At 63.7% G+C, this 22,607-nt stretch carries 19 protein-coding genes; 9 read left to right on the top strand and 10 right to left on the bottom strand.

Annotated features, from left to right (window positions below; genetic code table 11):
* Nucleotides 1-18: 18 nt before the first annotated feature.
* The 5 genes from V1273_RS25575 to V1273_RS25555 form a co-directional block, all read right to left on the bottom strand.
* A complete protein-coding gene (locus tag V1273_RS25575; RefSeq protein WP_334364017.1) occupies nt 19-801 on the bottom strand; it encodes an alpha/beta fold hydrolase in 783 nt (260 codons plus the stop codon).
* Between the two features lie 3 nt (nt 802-804).
* A complete protein-coding gene (locus V1273_RS25570; RefSeq protein ID WP_334411299.1) occupies nt 805-2,100 on the bottom strand; it encodes an O-acetylhomoserine aminocarboxypropyltransferase in 1,296 nt (431 codons plus the stop codon).
* Nucleotides 2,101-2,145: 45 nt separating this feature from the next.
* Nucleotides 2,146-3,450 (bottom strand): nicotinate phosphoribosyltransferase, encoded by a 1,305-nt coding sequence (pncB, locus tag V1273_RS25565; RefSeq protein ID WP_334381192.1) that lies wholly within the window; start codon nt 3,448-3,450, stop codon nt 2,146-2,148.
* A gap of 69 nt (nt 3,451-3,519) precedes the next feature.
* The gene (locus V1273_RS25560; protein ID WP_334411298.1) at nt 3,520-7,074 is read right to left on the bottom strand and encodes a molybdopterin cofactor-binding domain-containing protein; all 3,555 of its coding nucleotides are present in this window, start codon (nt 7,072-7,074) and stop codon (nt 3,520-3,522) included.
* Nucleotides 7,071-7,541: a (2Fe-2S)-binding protein gene (locus V1273_RS25555; RefSeq protein WP_334411296.1), complete on the bottom strand. Its 471-nt coding sequence runs from the start codon at nt 7,539-7,541 to the stop codon at nt 7,071-7,073. Before V1273_RS25555 ends, V1273_RS25560 begins: the two co-directional genes overlap by 4 nt.
* 291 nt (nt 7,542-7,832) lie before the next feature.
* On the opposite strand from V1273_RS25555, the gene V1273_RS25550 reads away from it, so the two are divergent.
* From V1273_RS25550 to V1273_RS25515, 8 genes are all read left to right on the top strand, one after another.
* Entirely contained in the window at nt 7,833-9,278 is a 1,446-nt protein-coding gene (locus tag V1273_RS25550; RefSeq protein WP_334411295.1) for a 6-hydroxynicotinate reductase, read from the top strand.
* Nucleotides 9,275-10,183, top strand: coding sequence for a UPF0280 family protein (locus tag V1273_RS25545; protein WP_334411294.1), 909 nt, complete (start codon nt 9,275-9,277; stop codon nt 10,181-10,183). The genes V1273_RS25550 and V1273_RS25545 overlap by 4 nt, the downstream gene beginning before the upstream one ends.
* A gap of 20 nt (nt 10,184-10,203) precedes the next feature.
* Entirely contained in the window at nt 10,204-10,788 is a 585-nt protein-coding gene (locus V1273_RS25540) for an amino acid synthesis family protein (RefSeq protein WP_334411293.1), read from the top strand.
* A 39-nt stretch (nt 10,789-10,827) separates the two neighbouring features.
* Entirely contained in the window at nt 10,828-12,039 is a 1,212-nt protein-coding gene (locus tag V1273_RS25535; RefSeq protein ID WP_334411292.1) for an ABC transporter substrate-binding protein, read from the top strand.
* A 173-nt stretch (nt 12,040-12,212) separates the two neighbouring features.
* Nucleotides 12,213-14,102 (top strand): ABC transporter permease, encoded by a 1,890-nt coding sequence (locus V1273_RS25530; protein WP_334411290.1) that lies wholly within the window; start codon nt 12,213-12,215, stop codon nt 14,100-14,102.
* Nucleotides 14,099-14,890, top strand: coding sequence for an ABC transporter ATP-binding protein (locus V1273_RS25525; RefSeq protein ID WP_334411288.1), 792 nt, complete (start codon nt 14,099-14,101; stop codon nt 14,888-14,890). The genes V1273_RS25530 and V1273_RS25525 overlap by 4 nt, the downstream gene beginning before the upstream one ends.
* Nucleotides 14,887-15,591, top strand: coding sequence for an ABC transporter ATP-binding protein (locus V1273_RS25520; protein WP_334411286.1), 705 nt, complete (start codon nt 14,887-14,889; stop codon nt 15,589-15,591). Before V1273_RS25525 ends, V1273_RS25520 begins: the two co-directional genes overlap by 4 nt.
* A gap of 28 nt (nt 15,592-15,619) precedes the next feature.
* Nucleotides 15,620-16,075, top strand: a complete 456-nt coding sequence (locus tag V1273_RS25515) for a MarR family winged helix-turn-helix transcriptional regulator (RefSeq protein ID WP_334364006.1) — start codon at nt 15,620-15,622, stop codon at nt 16,073-16,075.
* A gap of 13 nt (nt 16,076-16,088) precedes the next feature.
* Here V1273_RS25515 and V1273_RS25510 read toward each other — a convergent pair whose 3' ends face one another.
* From V1273_RS25510 to V1273_RS25490, 5 genes are all read right to left on the bottom strand, one after another.
* Nucleotides 16,089-16,754: a hypothetical protein gene (locus V1273_RS25510; protein WP_334411284.1), complete on the bottom strand. Its 666-nt coding sequence runs from the start codon at nt 16,752-16,754 to the stop codon at nt 16,089-16,091.
* Nucleotides 16,755-16,757: 3 nt separating this feature from the next.
* Nucleotides 16,758-18,158: a selenium-binding protein SBP56-related protein gene (locus V1273_RS25505; protein WP_334381202.1), complete on the bottom strand. Its 1,401-nt coding sequence runs from the start codon at nt 18,156-18,158 to the stop codon at nt 16,758-16,760.
* 55 nt (nt 18,159-18,213) lie between these two features.
* On the bottom strand, nt 18,214-18,639 hold the full coding sequence (locus V1273_RS25500) for a DUF4399 domain-containing protein (RefSeq protein WP_334411282.1): 426 nt from the start codon (nt 18,637-18,639) through the stop codon (nt 18,214-18,216).
* A gap of 19 nt (nt 18,640-18,658) precedes the next feature.
* A complete protein-coding gene (locus tag V1273_RS25495; RefSeq protein ID WP_334411281.1) occupies nt 18,659-20,221 on the bottom strand; it encodes an SUMF1/EgtB/PvdO family nonheme iron enzyme in 1,563 nt (520 codons plus the stop codon).
* A 230-nt stretch (nt 20,222-20,451) separates the two neighbouring features.
* A complete protein-coding gene (locus V1273_RS25490) occupies nt 20,452-21,651 on the bottom strand; it encodes an amidohydrolase family protein (RefSeq protein ID WP_334364001.1) in 1,200 nt (399 codons plus the stop codon).
* Nucleotides 21,652-21,796: 145 nt separating this feature from the next.
* On the opposite strand from V1273_RS25490, the gene V1273_RS25485 reads away from it, so the two are divergent.
* Nucleotides 21,797-22,570, top strand: a complete 774-nt coding sequence (locus V1273_RS25485) for a ferredoxin--NADP reductase (protein ID WP_334364000.1) — start codon at nt 21,797-21,799, stop codon at nt 22,568-22,570.
* Nucleotides 22,571-22,607: the final 37 nt, after the last annotated feature.

The raw sequence follows: 22,607 nt of genomic DNA, 5'->3' as shown, positions 1-22,607 counted from the left end.
AAGAAACGGAGTTCGCTGCTACTGCCGCAACGCCGCCAGCAACTCGTCGGGCGCTTCGGCCATGATCATGTGGCCGGCGCCGGGAACGATGACGATCCGCGCATTCGGCGTCGCCGCCGCCAGCGCCTTGCCGCCCTTGGCTGGCGTCATCATGTCGCGCTCGCCGAGAATGAAGGTGACGGGCACCTTCACCTGCGCGGCTGCCGCGAGTGCGTTCTGATAGGAGTTGCAGGCATTGAGATCGCTGTAGAGCACGCCCGGTCGCGTCTGCTGCAGCACGCGCTGCGCGCCCTGATGCATCCACAGTCCCGGCGCAAGACTGCCGCCGAGCTCGGCCTTGAAGCCGAGGCCCCAGATCGAGACCATGTCGATGGCATCAGGGTTGTTGACCTCGGCGGCCTTGAGCAGATCGGGGCCTACCGTCATCGCAGCAGCGGTGCCGATCAGGCTGAGGCCGGACACCTTGTCGGGATGACGCGCGGACGTCTCCAGTGCGATCAGCGAGCCCATCGAATGGCCGATGAGCTTCGCCTTCGGCGCACCCGCAGCGTCGAGCAGCGCGGCAGTCCAGTCGGCCATATCGGCGATAGTCGGCAGCGGGCTGCCTCCCGAACGGCCATGGCCGGGCAAATCGGGCGCCAGCACGGCGTAGCCGTGATGGGCGAACCAGCGGCTGTGCAGCGCCCAGGTCGAATGATCGAACCCCGCGCCGTGCAGCATCACCACCGCGGGCAGCGACGGATCGAACGGACGGCCGCCGGTCGCGACGAAGACATCAGCACCGTTGACGGAAAGCTGCATGGGTCAAACCTTCTGCGATGCGCGAAGCGCCTGGCCGAGATCATCGATGATGTCGGAAACGGCCTCAATTCCGATCGACAGCCGCACCAGCTCCTCGCCGACCCCGGCGGCCTTCAACTGCGCTGCATCCATCTGCTGATGCGTGGTGCTGGCGGGGTGAATGACCAGCGTCTTGGCGTCGCCGACATTGGCGAGATGGCTGATCATCCTGAGCGACTCGATGAATTTTTTGCCCGCCGCGCGGCCACCCTTGATGCCGAAAGAGATGATCGATCCGGCGCCGCGCGGCAACAGCCGCTTCGCGAGCTGATGGTCGGGATGATTTTCCAGCGCCGGATGCAGCACCCACTCGACCGCCTTGTTGGCGCTCAGCGCTTCGAGCACCGCAAGCGTGTTGCTCATGTGGCGCTCCATCCGCACGCCGAGCGTCTCGACGCCCTGCAGCAGTTGAAACGCGTTGGTCGGCGACAGGCAGGCGCCGAAGTCGCGCAGGCCCTCGGTGCGGGCGCGCATGATGAAGGCAGCCTGGCCGAACTGTTCGTCGAAAACGATGCCGTGATAGCCGGCATAGGGCTCGGTGAGCTGCGGGAATTTGCCCGACGCGTGCCAGTCGAACCGGCCGCCATCGACGATGACGCCGCCAATGGCGATGCCGTGGCCGCCGATCCATTTGGTCGCGGAGTTCATCACGATGTCGGCGCCGAGCTCGATCGGGCGGCTGAGGAACGGCGTCGCAAAGGTGTTGTCGATCAGCAGCGGAATCTTGGCGTCATGCGCGATCTGGGCGACCGCCGGGATATCCAGCACTTCCATTCCGGGATTGCCGATGGTCTCGCCGATCACCAGCCGCGTATTCGGCTTGATCGCGGCGCGGAATTCATCGAGCGCGCGCGGTTTGACGAACGTCGTCGTGATGCCGAAGCGCGGCAGCGTGTGCGCCAGCAAATTGATGGTGCCGCCATAGAGCGAGGAGGAGGCGACGATGTGGTCGCCGGCGTTGAGGATCGTCGCGATCGCCAGATGCATCGCGGCCATGCCGCTTGCCGTGCAGATTGCGCCGACGCCGGCCTCCAGCGCCGCCAGCCGCTCCTCAAGAACGGCGGTCGTGGGATTGGAGATACGGGTGTAGATGTGTCCGGCGCGCTCCAGGTTGAACAGCGCCGCGGCGTGGTCGGAGTCCTGGAATACGTAGGAGGTGGTCTGGTAAATCGGAACGGCGCGGGCGCCGGTCGCGGGATCCGGGCGCTGGCCGGCATGCAGGCTCAGGGTTTCGAAAGCAGGCGGCTTGGGTGCGGGCATGCGGGGCTCGTCAGATCAAGTGGTGGCGGGAAAGTATGTGATGGCTCAGACGTGCACGGCGGTGCGGACGCGTCCGGCATTGCCGAACACGCGCAAATAACGTTCGATCTCGGACGGCGTGCCGGTGGCCTTCTCGGGATTATCCGACAGCTTGACCGCCGGCCGCCCATCGACCGACGTCACCTTGCAGACTAGCGAGATCGGATCGAGATCGGCCGATCCGTCCGGCGCGCAGCCGACGAAATCATTGGTGAGGTTGGTGCCCCAGCCGAACGAGATGCGGACGCGTCCGGCGAAGTGACGATAGGTCTCCTCGATCGAATCGACATCCATGCCGTCGGAGAACACCAGCAGCTTCTCCTTGGGCTCGCGGCCCTTCTGCTTCCACCACTTGATGATGTCCTCGCCGGCCGTGATCGGCGGCGCGCTGTCGGGACGGAAGCCGGTCCAGTCGGCGACCCAGTCCGGTGCATCGCGCAGGAATGTCTTGGTGCCGAATGCATCGGGCAGGGCGATCAAGAGATTGCCGCCGTAGGTGTGTCGCCACTGGTCGAGGATGCGATAGGGCGCCCAGCGCAGCTCCTCGTCGGAATTGGCGAGCGCGGCCGCGACCATCGGCAATTCATGCGCATTGGTGCCGATCGCTTCGAGATCGTTGTCCATCGCCAGCAGCACGTTGGAGGTGCCGGTGAAAGAGGGGCCGAGCCCCTCCTTGACGGCCTCGACGCACCAGCGCTGCCACAGATGGCCATGGCGCCGGCGCGTGCCGAAGTCCGACAGCCGGAGGCCCTCGAGCTTGCGCAGGCGCTCGACCTTGGACCACAGCTTGGCCTTGGCGCGGGCATAGAGCACGTCGAGCACGAAGCGTCCCTGACCCTTGGTCGACTGCCGCGAGCGCAGCTCGTTCATGATCGCGAGCGCCGGGATTTCCCACATCGTGGTGTGGGTCCATGGCCCGTGGAAGTGCAACTCGTACTGGCCGTCGACCTTATTCAGCTCGTATTCGGGCAGGCGGAAGTTGGCGAGCCAGTGGATGAAGTCCGGCGAGAACATCTGGGTCTTGCCGTAGAACGTATTACCGGCGAGCCAGATCAGCTCCTTCTTGGTGAAGCGGATGGTGCGCGCGTGGTCGAGCTGTGCGCGCAGTTCGCCCTCATCGATGATCTCGGCGAGGCGAACCTGCCGGGTGCGGTTGATGACCGAAAAGGTTACGCGCTGCTCCGGGTAAAATTCCCGGATCATCTGCAGCATCAAAAGCTTGTAAAAATCGGTATCGAGCAGGCTGCGCACGATCGGGTCGAGCCGCCAGCCGTGGTTATAGGTCCGGGATGCAATATCGGTAACTGCCATGGCGGAACTTTACCGTGCCGCGGGCTGCCCAACCAGTGGGTTTTGCCGGCGGCATGGCAGCTCAGCGCGCTATTCCTGCCGGATACGGCCGATCGCAGCAGGAATATCCTTCCAGACCGGCTTATCGGGGGCAAATTGTTGCCTCAGATAAGCGACCAGTTCGGCGATTTGGCCGTCGCTCAGGCTGTCCTTGAACGCCGGCATGTAGCCGAGGTCGGTCACGGCCGGCTTTGCGATGCCGTGCAGGATGACCTGGATCAGATTGTCGGGCACGGTGCTGTGCAGATTGCTGTTGAGCGCCAGCGATGGCCGACTGCCGAACAGCGGTGCGCCGCCGACCTCATGGCAGACGGCACAGGCGCCCTGATAGAGACGCGCGCCGACGCTGGCGGCTGCAAGCGTTCGCGTGCCCGTCGAGGCTTCGAGCCTGACGGCAAGCGCTTGCTGCGCCGGGCGATCGATCGCGGTCTCGTTGAACGAGGCGAGATAGACCGCCATGGCGCGGATGTCGGCATCAGGCAACGCCGCGAGTTCCCTCACCACCGGCGCCATTGGCCCCGCGGCGACGCCGTGAAGGCGCGACTCGCCAGTTCGCAAATATGCGTACAGCTCATCCTCGTTCCACGGGATCGGCGCTTGCGACAACGAGGTCAGCGCCGGTGCTTCCCAACCCTCCGCAAATCCGCCGGCGAGATAGGCATTCGCCTTCTCCGCGCCGAGCGCGTTGCGCGGCGAATGGCAGGCGCCGCAATGGCCGAGGCCCTCGACGAGATAAGCGCCGCGATTCCATATCTCGGATTTTGCGGGATCGGGCTGGAACACGGCGGGTGTGTGGAACAGCGCATTCCATCCGGCCATCAGCCGGCGCAGGTTGAACGGGAATGCCAGCGCGTTGGCCGGCCTCTCCGCTCGCACCGGCGACTGCGCCATCAGATAGGCGTAGAGCGCCTGCATGTCGGCGTCAGTGGTCCTGGCGAAATGCGGATAGGGAAACGCGGGATAGAGATGCCGTCCATCTCGATGGATGCCCTCGCGCATTGCGCGCTCGAAGGCGGGATAGGACCAGGCGCCGATGCCGGTTCCGACATCGGGTGTGATGTTGGTCGAATAGATCGTGCCGAACGGCGTCGGCAGCGGCCGGCCGCCGGCGTTGAGCACGCCGTTCGCAGCGGTGTGGCACACCGCACAATCGCCGAGCGCGGCAAGTTGCTCGCCGCGGGCGATGGTCGCGGCCGAATAGACCGAGGCATCGGGCCGCGCGATTGGCGCGATCGCTCGCCACGGCAACACTGCGGCGCCGATGCCGACTGCAGCCGCGCACAGCGCTGCGGCAGTCGCAAGCACGCCGCGTCGTCCGGCGAACGGACTGGGCCATCGGTTGAGATCAGGCTGTGGTGCGGATGCAGGCGCAGGCAACGCCCCTGGTGCCGCCGGCTCCTCGCCGCGCAGCCCCCGCAAGATGCGTTCCGGCGTGAATGGCAACTCGCGAAAGCGCACGCCGGTCGCATCATAGATCGCATTGGCGATGGCGGCTGCGCTGGGGACGGAGGCGGACTCGCCGACACCGAGCGGCGGCTGATCCTGCCGCGGCAGCATCAGCACGTCGATCTCAGGCACCTCGGGAAACTTGATGATAGGGTAGGCGCCCCATTCGCGCGCCGTCACGGAGCTACGATCGAACGACACTTCCTCCATCAGCGCACGGCTGGTCGACTGGATGACGTTGCCGTGGATCTGGTGGCGCACGCCGTCCGGATTGACCATCAGGCCGGAGTCCTGGCCCGCCACCACCCGCGTCACGCTGACATCGCCGGTCGCCTTGTTCACCGCGACGTCGGCGATCCACGCCGACCACGCTGCGCCATAGCCGGGAAACTTGCTGTGCACATAGAGCGCATAGGCAAAACCTCGCCCACGCACGATATCGTCCTCGGCCTGCTTCTCCTTGCGTACCGGCCGCGGTTTCCAGCCGGCGCGTTCGGCCACCGCGTTGACGAGATCGATCGCGCGTGGATCCTTCAAATAGCGCAGACGGTACTCGATCGGATCGACACCCGCCTCGCTGGCGCATTCGTCGATCCAGGATTCATGCGCAAAGGTGTTCGGCAGCGCCGAGACGCCGCGCAGCCAGGCGGCGCGCACGATCGGCGGCATATCATTCGCTACCACGCGCAGATTCTCGTAGTCGTAGGGCGGGATCGCGGTGCGATCGCCCATCTCGAGTACCACCGGCGTATGTGGGACGGCGCCGGTCAGCAGCAGGGCCAGCGTCGGTGCGCCGTTCGATGGATAGCGCGTCGCAAAATCATAGCCGGCAATGCTGCCATCGGCGTTCAATCCGCCGTTGACATCCATCAATTGCGCGGTGCCCTTCGGCTCCCAGGCGTGCTCCTGTTCGCGCGTCAATTGCACGCGGACGGGCCGGCCGACGGCGCGCGACAGCAGCACCGCGTCGGCGGAAACATCATCGGCGCAGTTGCGGCCATAGCAGCCGGCAGCCTCCAGCCGGATCACCTCGATCTCGGCTTCGCGCCGGTGGATCAGCCGCGCCAGATCAGTGCGCAGATGGTGCGGGTTCTGCGTGCCGGACCAGACCCGCGTCACATCCTCCTGATAATCCGCAACCGCGCAGGACGGGCCGATCGAGGCGTGCATCTGATAGGGCCAGATGTAGGTTCGCGGCATCGGCTTGGCGGCGCCGGCAATCGCCGCATCGACATCACCCTTGTCGATCAGCGTTCGTGGCGTCGATGGATTGGCTCGCAACGCCGTTTCAATGTCCTTGAGGTCGGGCAACGTCGGCACCGGCTTCCAGCTCACCTTGAGCTGCGCCGCCGCCTTGATCGCATTCTCCTCGCGCTCTGCGACGACGCCGACGAAGTCGCCGATGCGAACGACCGCGACAAGTCCAGGGATGTCGCGCACGGAATCCTCGTCGACCGCGATCAGGCTGTTGCCGATGAAGTCGCCGACGTCGACGCCGGCATAGGGCGGACGAACGACGCGGCCATGCAGCATGCCGGGCACGCGCATGTCGTGCACATAGACCAGTTCACCGGTCGCCTTCGCCGGAAGATCGACGCGCGGCAACGATCGACCAACGATGTTGTAGGTGTCGACGGACTTAACTGGAACGTCGTCGGCGAGTTCAAGGCGAATGGTCTCGCCCGCAATCAATTCGCCATAGCTGACGCTGCGATTGTCCTTGCCGCGGACGAGGCCGTCTTCAATGACGAGGTCCTCGGCCGAAAGCTCCAGCCGCTCGGCGGCGCGCGCGACCAGAAACTGCCGCGCCTGCGCGGCAGCCTTGCGCAGCGGTACGGCCGTAATCTGAATTGTTTCGCTCGCAATCGTCGCGCCCTGATTGGGAACGAGGGCCGTGTCGCCGAGCACGACCACAACGCGGGCAAACGATACGTCGAGCTCTTCGGCAACGATCTGCCCGAGCGCGGTGCGGATGCCGGTGCCGAGATCGACGTGGCCATTATAGGCGGTGACCGATCCATCTGCCGTGATCTTGATGAACGTCTCGAACTTGACGGCCTCGACCGGCGATGCCGGACGCACGACGGACAGCGTGCCTTGCAACCGCTTGCGATTCTCGGCCACGTCAGGGACGGTCATCGCGCCTGCGCCTCAACGAGACGGCCTGTGGCGCGCATTGCAGCGCGCATGATTTCGACATGCGCGCCGCAGCGGCACAGATGATGGCGCAGTGCTTCCAGTACGTCGTCTTCCGATGGGTGAGGGGAGCGCAGCAACAGCGCCTTGGTGGTGATGATCATGCCGTTGAGGCAATAGCCGCACTGCGCCGCCTGTTCGCTGATAAACGCTTGCTGCACGGGATCGGGATGCTCGCGCGTGCCGAGGCCTTCGAGCGTCACGATGTCGCGCCCGGCGCAGCCCTCGATCGGGATCACGCAGGAACGCGCGGCGACGCCGTCGATCAGTACGGCGCAGGCGCCGCATTCGCCGAGCCCGCAGCCGTATTTCGGTCCGTTCAGTTCGAGGTCGTTGCGGAGCACGTAAAGCAATGCAGTGTCGAGCGCGGCGTCAACGTCGTGAACCTTGCCGTTGACGGTCAGGCGCATCATGCTCTCCCGAAGTCCTCGTTGCGCTGCAAAACCCGCACTGGATGCTTCGCGAAAGATACCGTTTGTGTACAAACGTGCAAGCCGCGCGATCCCGCGCTGCAGCGCGCTGCTCGCTTTATGAACAGGGCGGCGAGGCAAATGAGGTATTATGCGGCAAGCGGGGCGTTTCGCAGCGGGAGCGGCTTGACAGTGTTCCAGTCCGCGCGCAACATCATTCGTATACGAACAAATGGTCGGAACCGCGAATAAGCGGCTATGATCGGCGCCTTCCCGACTGCAGGCTTGTTCATGACTGACGAGACCGTTGCCACTGGCGACAAGATCCGCTGCGATGCCTGTCCGGTGATGTGCTACATCAAGCCAGGCGCGGCGGGCGCGTGCGATCGCTATGCCAACAATAACGGCGAGTTGGTGCGCGTCGATCCGCATATCGTGCTGGAACGAACGGTGTCGCACGGTGGACGGCTGGTGCCGTTTCAGGCCGGTGGCGACTGGGACGGCAAACTCGTCCACGAGCCCAACGTGTTCGTCACCGCGATCGGAGCGGGCACTACCTATCCCGATTACAAGCCGGCGCCCTTCATCGTGTCATCGGAAATCGACGGCATCGACATGGTCACGGTCGTGACCGAAGGCATTTTCAGCTACTGCGGCGTCAAGGTGAAGATCGACACCGACCGATATCTCGGTCCCGAGACGGCGACCGTCCGCGCGGAAGGCGAGGCGATCGGCCATGTGACGACCAGCGAATATGGCTCGCAGATGCTTTCGCTCGGCGGCGTGCATCATCTGACCGGCGGTTCCAAGAAGGAGGGCCGCGTTACCTGCGACGCGCTGATGGACCTTTCCAATTGCAAGCCGGTGGAACTGACGATCGACGGTGGCGCCACGGTGGTGGTGCAGGCCGGCCAGCCGCCGATCGTCAATGGTGTTGCCGAAGAGCGCATGCGGGTCGGCTGCGGCTCGGCGACCATCGGCATGTTCGCCAAGCAATGGCACGGCAAGGTCGATGAGGTCGTGGTCGTGGACGACCACATCACCGGCGTCCTCAGTGAACACCAGGCCGGCAAGTTGCTCGATATTCCCGATACCGGGATCAAGATGAAGGGCCGGCGCTCGACGCCCGGCCGTTACTTCCAGGTCGCCGAACCCGGAACGGGGTGGGGCGGCACCAACATTTCCGATCCGCTGTCAGTGCTGGGACCGTTCAATCCGAAGGAGGCGCGGCCTGGGCTCACCATGCTGATGGTTTCGACCACCGGCGAGCACGCCGCCTATTACCAACTCGACGAGGCGTTGCGGCCGATCGAAAAGCAGATGCCGCCCGACCTCCAGTTCTCGGTCGAGCGCATCCAGGAAAATTGCGAACCGGCCTTGTGCACGGTGCTGTTCATGGGCGGTGCCGGCGGTTCGTTGCGCGCCGGCGTCACCGACAATCCGGTGCGGCTGACGCGGTCGGTCAAGGACGCGCTGACGCGGGTCACCAGCGGCGGCGCGCCGGTCTATGTCTGGCCGGGCGGCGGCATCACTTTCATGGTCGATGTCACGCAAATGCCGGCCGGCGCGTTCGGCTATGTGCCGACGCCGGCGCTGGTCGCGCCGATCGAGTTCACGCTGAAGCTGTCCGATTACGCGGCGCTGGGCGGTCACATGGATCATGTGCGCCCGCTGGCATCGTTGCGGGAGAACAGCGGGTTCCGCCCGATGCCCAATATGCCGGGACGGCGCGCATGAAACGGCTCCCGCAAATCGCGCTCCTTCCTGATGGCAAGCGGCTGCATTTGCAGGACGGTCCGATCGACCTGATCATCGAGGCGAAGGGAAGCGAGGGCAACATGCGCGCCGCTTATGAGGCCGCCGCGCAGCGCTTCACCGGCCTGCTCGATGAACTCTGCGAGGAGTTGATCGAACTTCGAAAAGCCGCCGATCCGGCGCGAAGCGCGCTGAACGGTGTCGTTGCGCGTCGCATGCATGCGGCGGTCGCGCCGTTTGCGGGCGAGCACTTCATCACGCCGATGGCGGCGGTGGCGGGTAGCGTCGCGGAAGAGATTCTTGGTGCGATGCTGGGCACGGCGCGGCTCGATCGTGCCTACGTCAACAATGGCGGCGACATCGCATTGCATTTGACCTATGGCGAGCAGTTCACCGTCGGGCTGATGGACCGACCGGACCATCACGGCGTGATGCAAACCATCAATATCGAAGTCGATGATCCGGCACGCGGCATCGCGACCAGTGGACGGCATGGCCGCAGTTTCTCGCTCGGGATTGCCGATGCCGTTACTGTGCTGGCTCGAACGGCATCGCAAGCCGATGCGGCGGCGACCATCATTGCCAACGCCGTCGACCTGCCCGGTCATCCCGCCATCATCCGCTGTCCGGCCAATGAATTGGAGCCCGACAGCGACCTCGGCGCGCGCCTCGTCACCCGCGACGTCGGCGCGCTCCGGGAAAGCGAGATCGATGATGCGCTAAGGGTAGGGGTAAGCCGGGCACAACAATTGCTTGCGGCGGGATTGATCGAAGGTGCGGCCTTGCGTCTACTAGGCGAGACGGCCGTGGTGGGTGCAACAGGGATCAGGGCGGGTGCCTTGCCAACGTTGCATGGAAACGCACTAGAAAGAACAGCGCATGTTTGATCGGGAGCGAGGCGAGTAAGATGAGCGCGATCATTCGCAAGATCGTCATGGTGGTCGAGGAAACCCATCTTGAGATGGGACAGAAGATTGCACCGCCGACGCGGCGGGCCGCGGCGATCGCTGTGATCGAGAATCCGTTTGCAGGCCGGTATGTCGAAGACCTTTCGCCCTTGATCGAAATCGGCGAGGAGCTTGGCGAATTGCTCTCGAAGAGAGCGGTCGCCGCGCTCGGCATCGAGGGCGCCAAGGCTCACAGCTACGGCAAGGCGGCCGCCGTGGGCGAAAACGGCGAGCTAGAGCATGCGGCAGCGATCTTGCATCCCAAGATGGGCGCACCGGTGCGGAAAGTATTGGGCAAGGGCGCGGCGCTGATTCCATCGTCGAAAAAGCGCAGCGGCCCGGGCACAACGCTGGACATTCCGCTCGGTCACAAGGACGCTGCTTTCGTGCGCAGCCATTTCGACGGCATGGAAGTGCAGATCAATGACGCACCCCGCGCCAACGAGATCATGGTGGCGGTCGCGGTCACCGACAGCGGCAGGCCATTGCCGCGCGTCGGCGGGCTGACGATTGCGGAAGTCAAAGGCGAAGACGGCTTGAGATGAAGACGGCTTGAGATAATGACACCAACATTGGAGGTAGGGATGCGACGGAGACATTTGCTGGGAGCGGGATTGGCGATCGCGGTCGCCGGCATGACTGGCAGCGCCATGGCGCAGAGCGAAATCAAGGAAATCAAGATCGGCGAGATCAACAGCTATTCACTGTTGCCGGCCTTCACCGAGCCCTACCGCAAGGGCTGGCAGCTCGCGGTCGAAGAGATCAATGCCGCGGGCGGCATCAATGGCAAGAAGCTGGTCGTCATTTCCAAGGACGACGGCGGCAAGCCGGCGGATGCGCAGACCGCCGCCAACGAGCTGGTGTCGAGCGAGAACGTCGCGATGCTGGCCGGCACGTTCCTGTCCAATATCGGTCTCGCCGTCTCCGACTTCGCCAACCAGAAGAAGGTGTTCTTCCTCGCGGCAGAACCCTTGACCGACGCCATCACCTGGTCGAAGGGCAACCGCTACACGTTCCGCCTGCGTCCCTCCAACTACATGCAGGCCGCGATGCTGGTGGAAGAAGCCGCCAAGCTGCCGGCCAAGCGCTGGGCGACGATTGCGCCGAACTATGAATACGGCCAGTCGGCGGTTGCGGTGTTCAAGAAGCTGATGTCGGAGAAGCGTCCGGACATTCAGTGGGTCGACGAGCAGTGGCCGCCGCAGGGCAAGATCGATGCAGGTCCGGTGGTGCAGGCGGTGGCTGCGGCCAATCCGGAGGCGATCCTCAACGTCACCTTCGGTGCCGACCTGGTGAAGCTCGTGCGTGAGGGCAATACCCGCGGCCTGTTCAAGGGACGTTCGGTGGTCTCGTTCCTCACCGGCGAGCCGGAATATCTCGATCCCCTGAAGGATGAGACGCCGGAGGGCTGGATCGTCTCCGGCTATCCCTGGTACGACATCAAGACGCCGGACCATGACAAGTTCCTGAAGGCCTATCAGGCCAAGTACAAGGACTATCCGCGGCTCGGCTCGATCGTCGGCTACCAGACCATCAAGGCGGCCGCCGCGATCCTTGCGAAAGCCAACTCGACCGATCCGGAGAAGCTGATTGCGGCGACCGAAGGCCTGTCGATGCCGTCGCCGTTTGGCGAGATCACTTTCCGCAAGATCGATCACCAGTCGACGTTAGGGGCCTATGTCGGCAAGACCGCGCTGAAGGATGGCAAGGGCGTGATGGTGAACTCGGTCTATCGCAAGGGCGCGGACTATCTGCCGAGCGACGCGGAAGTGGAAAAGCTGCGTCCGAAGGATTGAGCCTTGGCTGAGGTCGGGGCCTTCATGGTTCGAGACGCGCGGCGATGCCGCGCTCCTCACCATGAGGGTCTAAGAGGACCTCTCGATCTATGACCTCATCCTGAGGAGGCGCGAAGCGCCGTCTCGAAGGATGAAGGCCCCCGCTCTGACGATTGCCCTAACCCGGACCGCCAATGGCCTTCTACTTCGTTCAGTTCCTGACCGGTCTCGCCAGCGCGGCGTCGCTGTTTCTGGTCGCATCGGGACTGTCGATCATCTTCGGCGTGACGCGGATCGTGAACTTTGCCCATGGCGCGTTCTACATGCTCGGCGCCTACGTCGCGTTCACGCTGACGGAGCGGTTCTCCGGCGCGCTCGGCTTCTGGGGCGGCATCGTCGTTGCAGCGCTGATCGTTGCCATCATCGGCGTCCTGGTCGAGATGGTGCTGCTGCGGCGGATCTATCATGCGCCGGAGCTATTCCAGTTGCTGGCGACATTCGGCCTCACCTTGATGGTTCAGGACATCGTCGTGATGATCTGGGGCCCGGACGATCTGCTCGGCCGTCGCGCACCCGGCTTCAAGGGCGCGGTCGATTTTTTCGGCCAGAACATTCCGAGCTACGACCTGTTCCTGATCGCGCTCAGCCCGATCGTGCTCGGCGTACTCTGGCTTCTGTTCCAGCGCACGCGCTGGGGCGTCTTGGTGCGCGCGGCGACGCAGGACCGCGACATGGTGGCGGCGCTGGGCGTCAATCAGAAATGGCTGTTCACCAGCGTGTTCGCGCTCGGCGTCTTTTTGGCCGCCCTCGGCGGCGCGCTGCAGATTCCGCGCGATGCGGTGCATCACGCGCTGGACCTGCGCATCATCGTCGAAGTGTTCGTGGTCGTGGTGATCGGCGGGCTCGGCAGCATCATCGGTGCCTTTGTGGCTGCCGTGCTGGTGTCCGAACTCAACGCCTTCGGTATTCTCATCTTCCCGAAGATATCCATCATCCTGGTGTTCCTGGTGATGGCAGTGGTGCTGATCGTGCGACCATGGGGCCTGTTCGGCAAGCCGGAAGCTGCCGCACGCCGCACGCCGGGCCTGACCGTCACGCCGTGGCGGCCGCTCACCTCGGGTGAACGGTTGATGTCACTGGGTGCGCTGGTCTTTGCGGCCATGATGCCGTTGTTTGCCGGCAACTACGCGCTCACCGTCGGATCGGAAATCGCGATCTTCGTCATCTTCGCCGCCAGCCTGCATTTCCTGATGTCGGTCGGCGGGCTCGCCTCGTTCGGCCATGCCGCCTATTTCGGGCTTGGCGCCTATGGCGTCGCATTCCTCGCCAAGGCGGCGGGATTGCCGATGATCGTTTCGTTGCTGCTCGGCCCGGTACTAGGCCTCTTGGGTGCGGCGGTGTTCGGCTTCTTCGCCGTGCAACTCTCCGGAGTTTATTTCGCGATGCTGACGCTGGCCTTTGCGCAGATCGTCTGGTCGATCGCGTTCCAGTGGGTCGAGGTAACCGGCGGCGATAACGGCATTTTGGGTGTGTGGCCGGAGAGGTGGGCGGCGAGCCCCGCTAACTTCTATTGGTTGTCGCTCGGCATCACGGCGCTCGTGGTCACTGTGCTCCGGGTGATGGTGTTCTCGCCGTTCGGCTTTGCGCTGCGCGCAACGCGGGACTCGCCGCTGCGTAGCGAGGCGATCGGCATCAATGGCAAGCGCGTGCAGTGGACGGCTTTCGTCATATCAGGAACGGTGGCGGGCATCGGCGGCGCGTTGTTCGCCTATCTGAAGGGAAGCGTCTTCCCGGACAGCGTCGGCATCTCGCTCTCTGTGGATGCGCTGGTCATGGTTCTGCTCGGCGGCGTCGAGACGGTTTCCGGCGCGGTGATCGGCGCCATCGTGTTCAAGGCGGCCAACATCTGGTTGGTCAGCCAGACCGATCTTTCCAAGCTGGTGCTGGGCGGCTTCATCGTGCTGATGGTGGTGGCGTTCCCCAAGGGCATCGTCGGGACGCTGGAGACGATCCGGAATCGCCGGCGCTCCGCCGAAGCCAAAAAATCTGCGCTCGTCACCTCCCGGATCGAGGCCGCTGAATGAGCATGGTTCCGACATTGCTGAAGGTCGAAGGCTTAAGCAAATCCTATGGCGGCGTGCACGCGGTGCGCAGCGTGTCGTTCGAACTGCGTGCGGGCGAAATCCTGGCGCTGATCGGACCCAACGGCGCGGGAAAAAGCACCTGCTTCGATATGCTCAACGGCCAGAGCATGCCGGATAGCGGACGGATCCATCTGCTCGGCGAGGATACGGTCGGCCGAAAGCCGCGCGCGATCTGGCGGCTCGGCGTCGGGCGCACATTCCAGATCACGGCGACATTTCCGACCATGACCGTGCGCGAGAACGTGCAGGTCGCACTGGTGTCGTATGGCAGGCAATTGTTCAACCTCTGGGGCTCGACCGCGGCTTACGCCCGCGACGAGGCGGGCCGGCTGCTCGACCTCGTCGGCATGGGCGCCTATGCCGAGCGTCCGTGCGGTGAGCTTGCCTATGGCGACCTCAAGCGACTGGAGCTTGCGATCGCGCTCGCCAACCAGCCCAGGCTGTTGCTGATGGATGAGCCCACCGCAGGCATGGCGCCGCGCGAGCGGATCGAGCTGATGCGGCTGACCGCAAGCATCGCCCGCGAACAGTCGATCGGCGTGCTCTTCACCGAGCATGATATGGATGTGGTGTTCGAACATGCCGACCGCATCCTCGTCTTGAATCGCGGCAGCCTGATCGCCGAAGGCTCGCCCGAGGAAGTCCGTGGCAATCCGCAGGTGCGCGCGATCTACCTCGGCGAAGGACTGGTCTACGATGCGCGTCATCGCGGGGGAGCCGGCGCATGAAGCTGCAAGTCGCCGATCTCAACAGCTTCTACGGCCCCGCGCATATCCTGTTCGATATCGCGCTGGAAGTCGGCGAGGGCGAAGTGGTGGCTCTGCTCGGCCGCAACGGGGCCGGCAAGTCGACCACCTTCCGCTCCATCGTCGGCCTGGTCGAGAACCGTTCGGGACGGATCGTCTTCGAGGGCAAGGATGTCTCCCGCGAGCCGACGCATGCGATCGTGCGAGGCGGGCTCGGCTACGTGCCCGAAGAGCGGCGTATCTTCACCGACCTGACGGTGGAGGAAAATCTCGAAGTCGGCCGCCAGCCAAAACGGCCGAACGCGCCGCACTGGACGCGCGAAAAACTGTTCACGCTGTTTCCCAATCTCGGCGAGATGCGCAACCGTCCCGGCGGGCGGATGAGCGGCGGCGAGCAGCAGATGCTGACGATTGCGCGAACCCTGATGGGAAATCCTTCGCTGGTGCTGCTCGACGAGCCATCGGAAGGGCTGTCGCCAAAAATCGTCGAACAGATGGTCGACGCCATCCTGGCGATGAAGAAGGAAGGCGTCAGCATCGTGGTCTCGGAGCAGAACCTGCATTTCGCGCGGCTGATTTCGGACCGCGCCTACATCATCGAGCGTGGCAAGATTTGTTTCGGCGGCACGATGGCCGAGCTCGACGCGCGGCCGGATATCCGGGACGCGCATTTGTCGCTGTGATCGGCTAGGGGAAGGGCGGGTAACGCAGATGGGAAGGAGTGTTTCGCCGAAACGGAGCGTCAAGCCGCCGCGCCCGTCCTACATTCTCGACGAACAGATCGGCTTCATCCTGCGTCAGGTCTGGCAGCGCCATGCCACCATCTTCGCCCGCGAGATCGGCATCAACCTGACGCCGACACAATGGGCGGCGCTCGCCAAGCTGACCGAGACCGGACCGTGCTCGCAGAACCTGCTCGGGCGGCTGACGGCGATGGATGTCGCCACCATCAAGGGCGTGATCGACCGTCTCACCGCGCGCGGCCTGACCGAGACCAGCCCGGATCCCGAGGACGGCCGCCGCCTGCTCGTGAGTCTGACGCGCGCCGGCCAGCAACTGGCCGAGAAGGCCGCGCCGAATGCGCTGGCGATCAGCCGCGAGACGCTGGCGCCGCTCGACGCAAGAGAGCGCGAGACGCTGATCGCGCTGCTCGACAAGCTGCGTTAGGGCGTAGTTGGCGTCAGCTCAGGTTCAGCACCAGCGCGATCGCGCCCACGAGAATGAGGCTGAACGCCCAGGTCGTATCCAGGTTGAACCAGCTCTGCGATATGAACTGGAGGCCGAGATAGCGGTAGGCGAGCCACGCGCAAACTCCGCCGGCGGCGACCATCGCGATGGCGTGGACGGCCGCAACCAGCACGGCCATTCCGAGATTGGCGTTGATGAGAGTACCGGCGGCCGCGTGGCCGCCGTCGAGCTCGGCTTGCCGGCAGAGCCCGAGGTAGATCGGCACCAGCATCAGCGCGGCGCCATGCGCGAGCGCCACGGCAAACGACCAAAGCCCCAGTTGCGCCGGTGATATCCGCGCTAAAACTCTTGGATGGCGGCGGTTGGCAAGCCGGAAAAGGCCGAAGGCGATAACGAGGACGCTGGCGCCGATCTGTATCGTGCGCTGCCACTCGACGATGGCAACGAGCAGCGCGAAGGGAAGGAGTACGAGCAGCATCGCGAGCAGATGGCCGGCCGTGAGCGGCCCAAGCGCGGCCACCAGGGCACGCGGGCTCCGCTCCATCAGTCCAACTGAAACAGCGAGCGGCCAGCCCATGCCCGGGTTGACGCCGTGGTAAAGGCCGCTCGCGATGACAGCCAGCCAGAGCCAGGCCGGTGTCCAGTCGGCTGCGCTCAAATCTCAAGCCGACGGATAGCAGAACGAATCCGTCGAACAGTCGCCGCCGTCGAGCCGGATCTGGTGCGCGCGGTAGCCGTCGGGGAAGTTGACCCAGTAATTGCTCGCCAGTTCGAGACCACCGTCCGGCTTCGCATTGGCCATCACCATGGCTCCCGGGACGCCATCGGGATAAAACTGGTCGTCCCATGTCGAGTACAGCGAGTTGGTCCAGTAGACCCGCTTGCCGTCGCGGCTGATCTCGACCATCTGCGGGCCGCCTGCAAACGCCTTGCCGTTCGGGTGCGGCGTGCGGCGCGCGATGCCGCCGATGTGAACCGAGCCGGCAAGCTTCGGCTTTCGCGGCTCCCTGACATCGTATTGACGCATCTCGCCGGTGCCCCAGCAGGCGACGTAGAGGAATTTGTCATCCATCGACAGGTCGATGTCAGTCACCAGCGGCGGCACGGCGCCAAAGCCCTGCAGCAGCGGCGGCAATTGTTCCTTCGCCGCCGGCTCGGGTGGAATCGTCGCCGTCTTCTCGACGTGAAACTTGCCGCCCTCGCGCCACCAGGTCCAGATCGAGCCTTCGAGGTTAGTGGTGTCGACCACGGTGCCCAGAAAGCCGTATTCGCGAACTGGATCATGCGCGGGACGCACTTCCAGCCCCATCTGGTGATTGGCCCCGAGATCGATCGTCTGCACATTTCGCCGGGCCCGCAGATCCCAGAAGTGAATATGGTGACCGTACTTGTTCGAGAGCAGATCCTCCGGCACGATTCCGTTCTCGAACTGCGGCGGCAACCCCCACTCGCTCGTCACCATGTAGTCGCGTGGCAGATTCCACCAGAAATCATAGTGCATTGTCTGGGGGCCGCGATCGATCTCCCACCGTCCGAGCACCTCGAAGGTCTCGCAGTCCATGATAAAGACGCCGGGCGGTCCATCGGTGCCGTCCTTGCCGCTGCCGCCGAGCGTAGAGACGTAAATGCCTTCAGGCCCGCAATGAACGGTGTGGGGCCGCGAATATCCGGTCTTCCTGAAGATCTCTTCAGGCTCGATGATCTTGTGTATGGCCGCCTTGGTGGGGTCGGGTTTGGTGTCGACAATATAGATGCGGGACGATCGCATGCCGGGGATGATGAGATAGCGGCGCTCGAGGAAGGCATGCCCGGTGAGCGGCGACAGCGCCGACGAGCAGGCGTTCCAGCCGAAATGGTGAAACTCGTCGCCCTTGTTGGGCATAGTCACGGTGTGAACGACCTGGCTGTAGCTCGAGGAGCCCGGCTTGACGTCGATCACCGCCAGTGCGTCCGGCTTTGAGGCGTCCGGACTGAGCAGCACGGTATAGGCGAAGCTCTCCGGCGGAGCTTCCATGGCAAGCTTTGGCGAAGCGTGAAACGTGGGATCGGGCCGAATGTTCATCGTACTGCCTCCCTGTTTGCCTGGAATGATCAAAGTCGGCGGAGGGGGCTCCGCTCTATTTGACCGTGATGGTAATTTTCTTCGAGACTACCGGAGGATTGTGCGGATAGTGGCCGGCGTCGCCCAGCACGAGCTGAAGCGTGTGCTTGCCGGGCGGAAGCTCGATCCGGGCTTCGGTCTGGCCCGCGCCAAAATGAAGGTGCGATTTGTCCTGCGGAATCTCTTCATTGGGATTGAGCGGTTCATTCACATCGATCAGCAGGTGATGGTGGCCGCTGTTTGGGTAGTTGTCGCCGGCGTGGGTTACGCCCATGTTGCGCAGACCAAAGCGGCACCAAAATCCGCCCTTGATGACGGCGCCGTCCTGCGGCCACACGAAATAGAGAAGGGCATCCTTGTGTGAGGGCTTCCCTTGAGCATACGCGGCGAACGGCAGGCAAGTGAGCGCTGCTGAGAGAGCGATCCACTGCATGAACTTCATGACCGCCCTCTTAAGGCTACTACTTGAGAGATAGCGCGACGCGGAAGCCGTGAGTGGGATATCGCACGTTGGTATCATAGCTGCCGCGGTTTGATACGCGGGCATAGGCTGAGTCCTTCCTCCAGGAGCCGGAGCGGATGACATGCGAGGAACATGCATTCTCGACCCATGCTGACCCGTCTCCTGGCGCGCCCTGATAATTTCTGTGCCAGCAATCTTCGACCCATTGATCGACGCCGCCGCCCATATCAAACAGCCCAAAAGGATTTTGCTTGAGGCTGCCGACCTTCACCGGCTGGTCGGTCGCTGGAATGTCGCTGCAGTTCTTGCAATTGACCATACCGGGCTGAAACTGATCGCCCCACCAGTAGCGGGTCTGCGTGCCGCCGCGCGCCGCATATTCCCATTCGGCTTCGCTCGGCAGTCGATATGGTTTTCCGGTGGTTTCCGCAAGCCATGCGACATATTGCTTGGCATCGCTCCAACTCACGTTTGTAACAGGCGCATCGTCCTTTCCGGCTGCCGTGAATCCGCATGCCTTTGCGGCGGCGCATGCGTTCCATTCCTGCACGGTGACGGGAAATTTCCCCATCGCAAACGGCTTGACCGTTACCTGACGGACCGGCCTTTCCGAAACGTCTTCGTTGCTGCCCATCGCGAAGCTGCCGCCCCGAAGCGAAATCATCTCGGGTTCTCGAACCGGCGCGGCCGCTTGCGTCGTCGGCGGAGTCTCGGGTGCGGCGGGAGGCGCCGGCGGCGGTAGCGGCGCTGCCTGTTGTTGAGGTGGCGAAGGAGAAGGTTGGGGCGCCGGCGCTGGTTGTTTCGCGGCAGGCGCAGGCGCCTTCGGCGCTTCCGCCGGAGATGAAACGGGAGCCGACGCCTGATTTATAGCCTTGCGGGGCGGTGCGAACATGTACCAGAGAGTGCCGATCGCAATGGTCAGCATCGCAATGCAGAGCAAGAGGATCAGAACGCGTTCGCGCCGGTTCCGATATGCGTTAAGGGCGGAGGGGTCGGGAAGCACGCGGTAGACCCGAACGGGATCGGTGATGTTCTTGACCTTTCGATCACCGAGCGACTCGTATCCGCAAACCAGCTTATGCTTTATCTGCTCATAAATGCCGCCGGAGATATAGACTTCGCCGGGATGGGCTATGCCCTCAAGCCGCGTGGCAATATTGACGCCGTCGCCATAGACGTCGTCGGTTTCTATAATCACGTCGCCAAGATTGACGCCAATCCGATATTCGATCCAATGATGCTTGGGCAGTGATGCATTGCGGCCAACCAGATTTTGCTGGATCACGATGCTCGATCGGACGGCTTCGACCGGGCTGTCGAAAATGGCGATGAAGCCGTCGCCCGTGGTTTTGACCAGCCTGCCGTGATGTTCCCTGATGCTGGGTTCGATGAGGTCGCGCTCGATCCTCTTGACGCGATTGTGCGTCCCTTCCTCGTCGATCTGCATCAGGCGGCTGTAACCGGAGATGTCGCCTGCCACGATGGCCGCAAGGCGGCGTGGCATTGGCTCGGGCGATCGCTCACCCGGTCGGCCTGACTTGATGTCACGAATTTGGGCCATGGCTTGGATTGGCTCCCAACTGTCAAATACAAATACAGTATGAGGCAAGCAATCTTTCCAGCACCTACAGCGTACCATGGTGGCTGTTCGCCGCAAGCAGCCGTGCGCGGGTTCCACGCGGTTCGTAGGGGCTAAGTGTGAGTGATCTCACAAAAAATGAGGCCTGACCGGCAGTTCGCTCATCACGTCCGAGGGTATAGTCGCCCGGCGCACTCGCAGGGCGACCGGCATCAATGTCCGCTGACGATCTCCGGCACCTTGCCGGCGGGCGGCGTGTTGCGGCTGCGCTGGGTGCGGACGATGCCATCGATGATGGTCATGCCGATGCCGGGGAGGTCGCCGAGTTGCACACTCTCCAGAATGTTCTTGCCGGGGGAATGCTGGGCCTTGTCCATCAGGACGAAGTCCGCGGAGCGGCCGATTTCGATGATTCCGCAGTCGAGTTCGCGCATGCGCGCGGTATTGCCGGTCGCAAGGCAGAAGGCGAGTTCGGCCGGCAGTTCGCCGAGTGACGACAGCATCGAGACCATTCGCAAAATGCCGAGCGGCTGCACGCCGGAGCCGGCCGGCGCGTCGGTGCCGAGGATGACGCGATGGAGGTCACCCATCTCGCGCGCGGTGCGCAACGTGAACAGCGCCGAGCGCTCGTTGCCGTTGTGAACCAGCTCCAACCCGCGTTTGCAGCCCTCGCAGATGCAGCGGATCTGGTCGTCGGGCAGCGCGGTATGGCCGCCATTGATATGACCGACCACGTCGGTGTCGGCTTCCAGCACCACATCCTTGTCGATCAGGCCGGAGCCGGGAATTGAAGGTCCGCCGGTATGGATCGTGCTTTGGATGCCGTATTTGCGCGCCCAGCCGACCATTTTGCGCGCGGTCGGGCCGTCCTTGACGCCGCCGAGGCCGACCTCGCCGAGCAGCTTGACGCCGGCCGCGGCCATCTCCTTGAAATCGTCCTCCACCATTTCGCATTCGATCACCGGCGCGCCGGCATGCACCTTCACCCCGCCTGGCCGCAGCGTCCAAAACGCGCGCTGCGCAAAGATCGCCATCGCCTTCAGGCCTACGACGTCGCGCGGGCGGCCGGGCATGTGGACCTCGCCGGCCGAGATCATGGTGGTCACGCCGCCATGGAGATAGCTGTCGATCCAGTTGACCTGGTTCTGCCGCGGCGTCCAGTCGCCGGCGACGGGATGGACGTGGCTGTCGATCAATCCGGGCGCGACGGTGGTGCCGTTGGCATCGACTGTCGTGGTGGCGCCCTCTGTATTGCAGTCCTTGAAGCGGCCGACGGCTGTGATCTTGCCGCTCTCGGCCACGATCGTGTCGGCATCCAGGATCGGCTTTTCCAAAGCCCCCGACAGCACGAGCCCGATATTGCGGATCACCAGCTTGTTCGGACCGGTCGCCTGGGGTGCGTCGTGGGCCATGGTTTTTCCTTTTGCTTCAATGCCTTCGCCGGACATTCTGCCCGGCTTGACGATCGGATCAAGCTGGATTATTCGTTTGTATACGAATGATCGTATACGAATGATTTAACCGGTCAATCCGGCTTGCAAGTCAGGGAACGGTGCGATGAGCAATTTCAACCAGGAAAGCGTGCTGAGCGTTCATCACTGGACCGATACGCTGTTCAGCTTCACCACCACACGCGATCCCTCGTTCCGTTTCCGCAATGGCGAGTTCACGATGATCGGCCTGAAGGTCGGCGAGAAGCCGCTGCTCCGCGCCTACTCGGTCGCCAGCGCCAATTACGAGGACCGGCTCGAATTCTTCTCGATCAAGGTGCCGGATGGCCCGCTCACCTCGCGCCTCCAACACCTGAAGCAGGGCGACGAAATCATCGTCAGCCGCAAGGCGACCGGTACGCTGGTCATCGATAACCTCGAGGACGGCCGCAACCTCTATCTGATCGGGACCGGCACCGGGCTGGCGCCGTTCCTTTCCGTGATCAAGGACCCCGAGACCTATGAGCGGTTCGAGAAGGTGGTGCTGCTGCACGGCTGCCGCCGCGTCGCCGAACTCGCCTATGGCGAGATGATCACCGAAAAGCTGCCGAACGACGAGCTGATCGGCGAATATGTTCGCAACCAGCTGATCTATTATCCGACCGTGACCCGCGATCCCTTCCGCAACCGCGGCCGCATCACCGATTTGATCACTTCAGGAAAACTGTTCGCCGACATCGGGCTGGCCACGCTCGATCCAGCGCATGACCGCGTCATGATCTGCGGCAGCCCGGCGCTGGTGACGGACACGCGCGCGCTGCTCATCGGCAAGGGTTTTGCCGAGGGCAATCACGGCGAGCCGGCACAGTTCGTGGTCGAGAAGGCGTTCGCGGAGCGGTAACGAGAATGAGGGACATATGGTGCCGCGCCGCACCTCC

The sequence above is a fragment of the Bradyrhizobium sp. AZCC 1721 genome, from assembly GCF_036924715.1.
In the GTDB taxonomy this organism is placed as follows: domain Bacteria; phylum Pseudomonadota; class Alphaproteobacteria; order Rhizobiales; family Xanthobacteraceae; genus Bradyrhizobium.
This window is presented reverse-complemented; position numbering and strand designations above follow the sequence as displayed.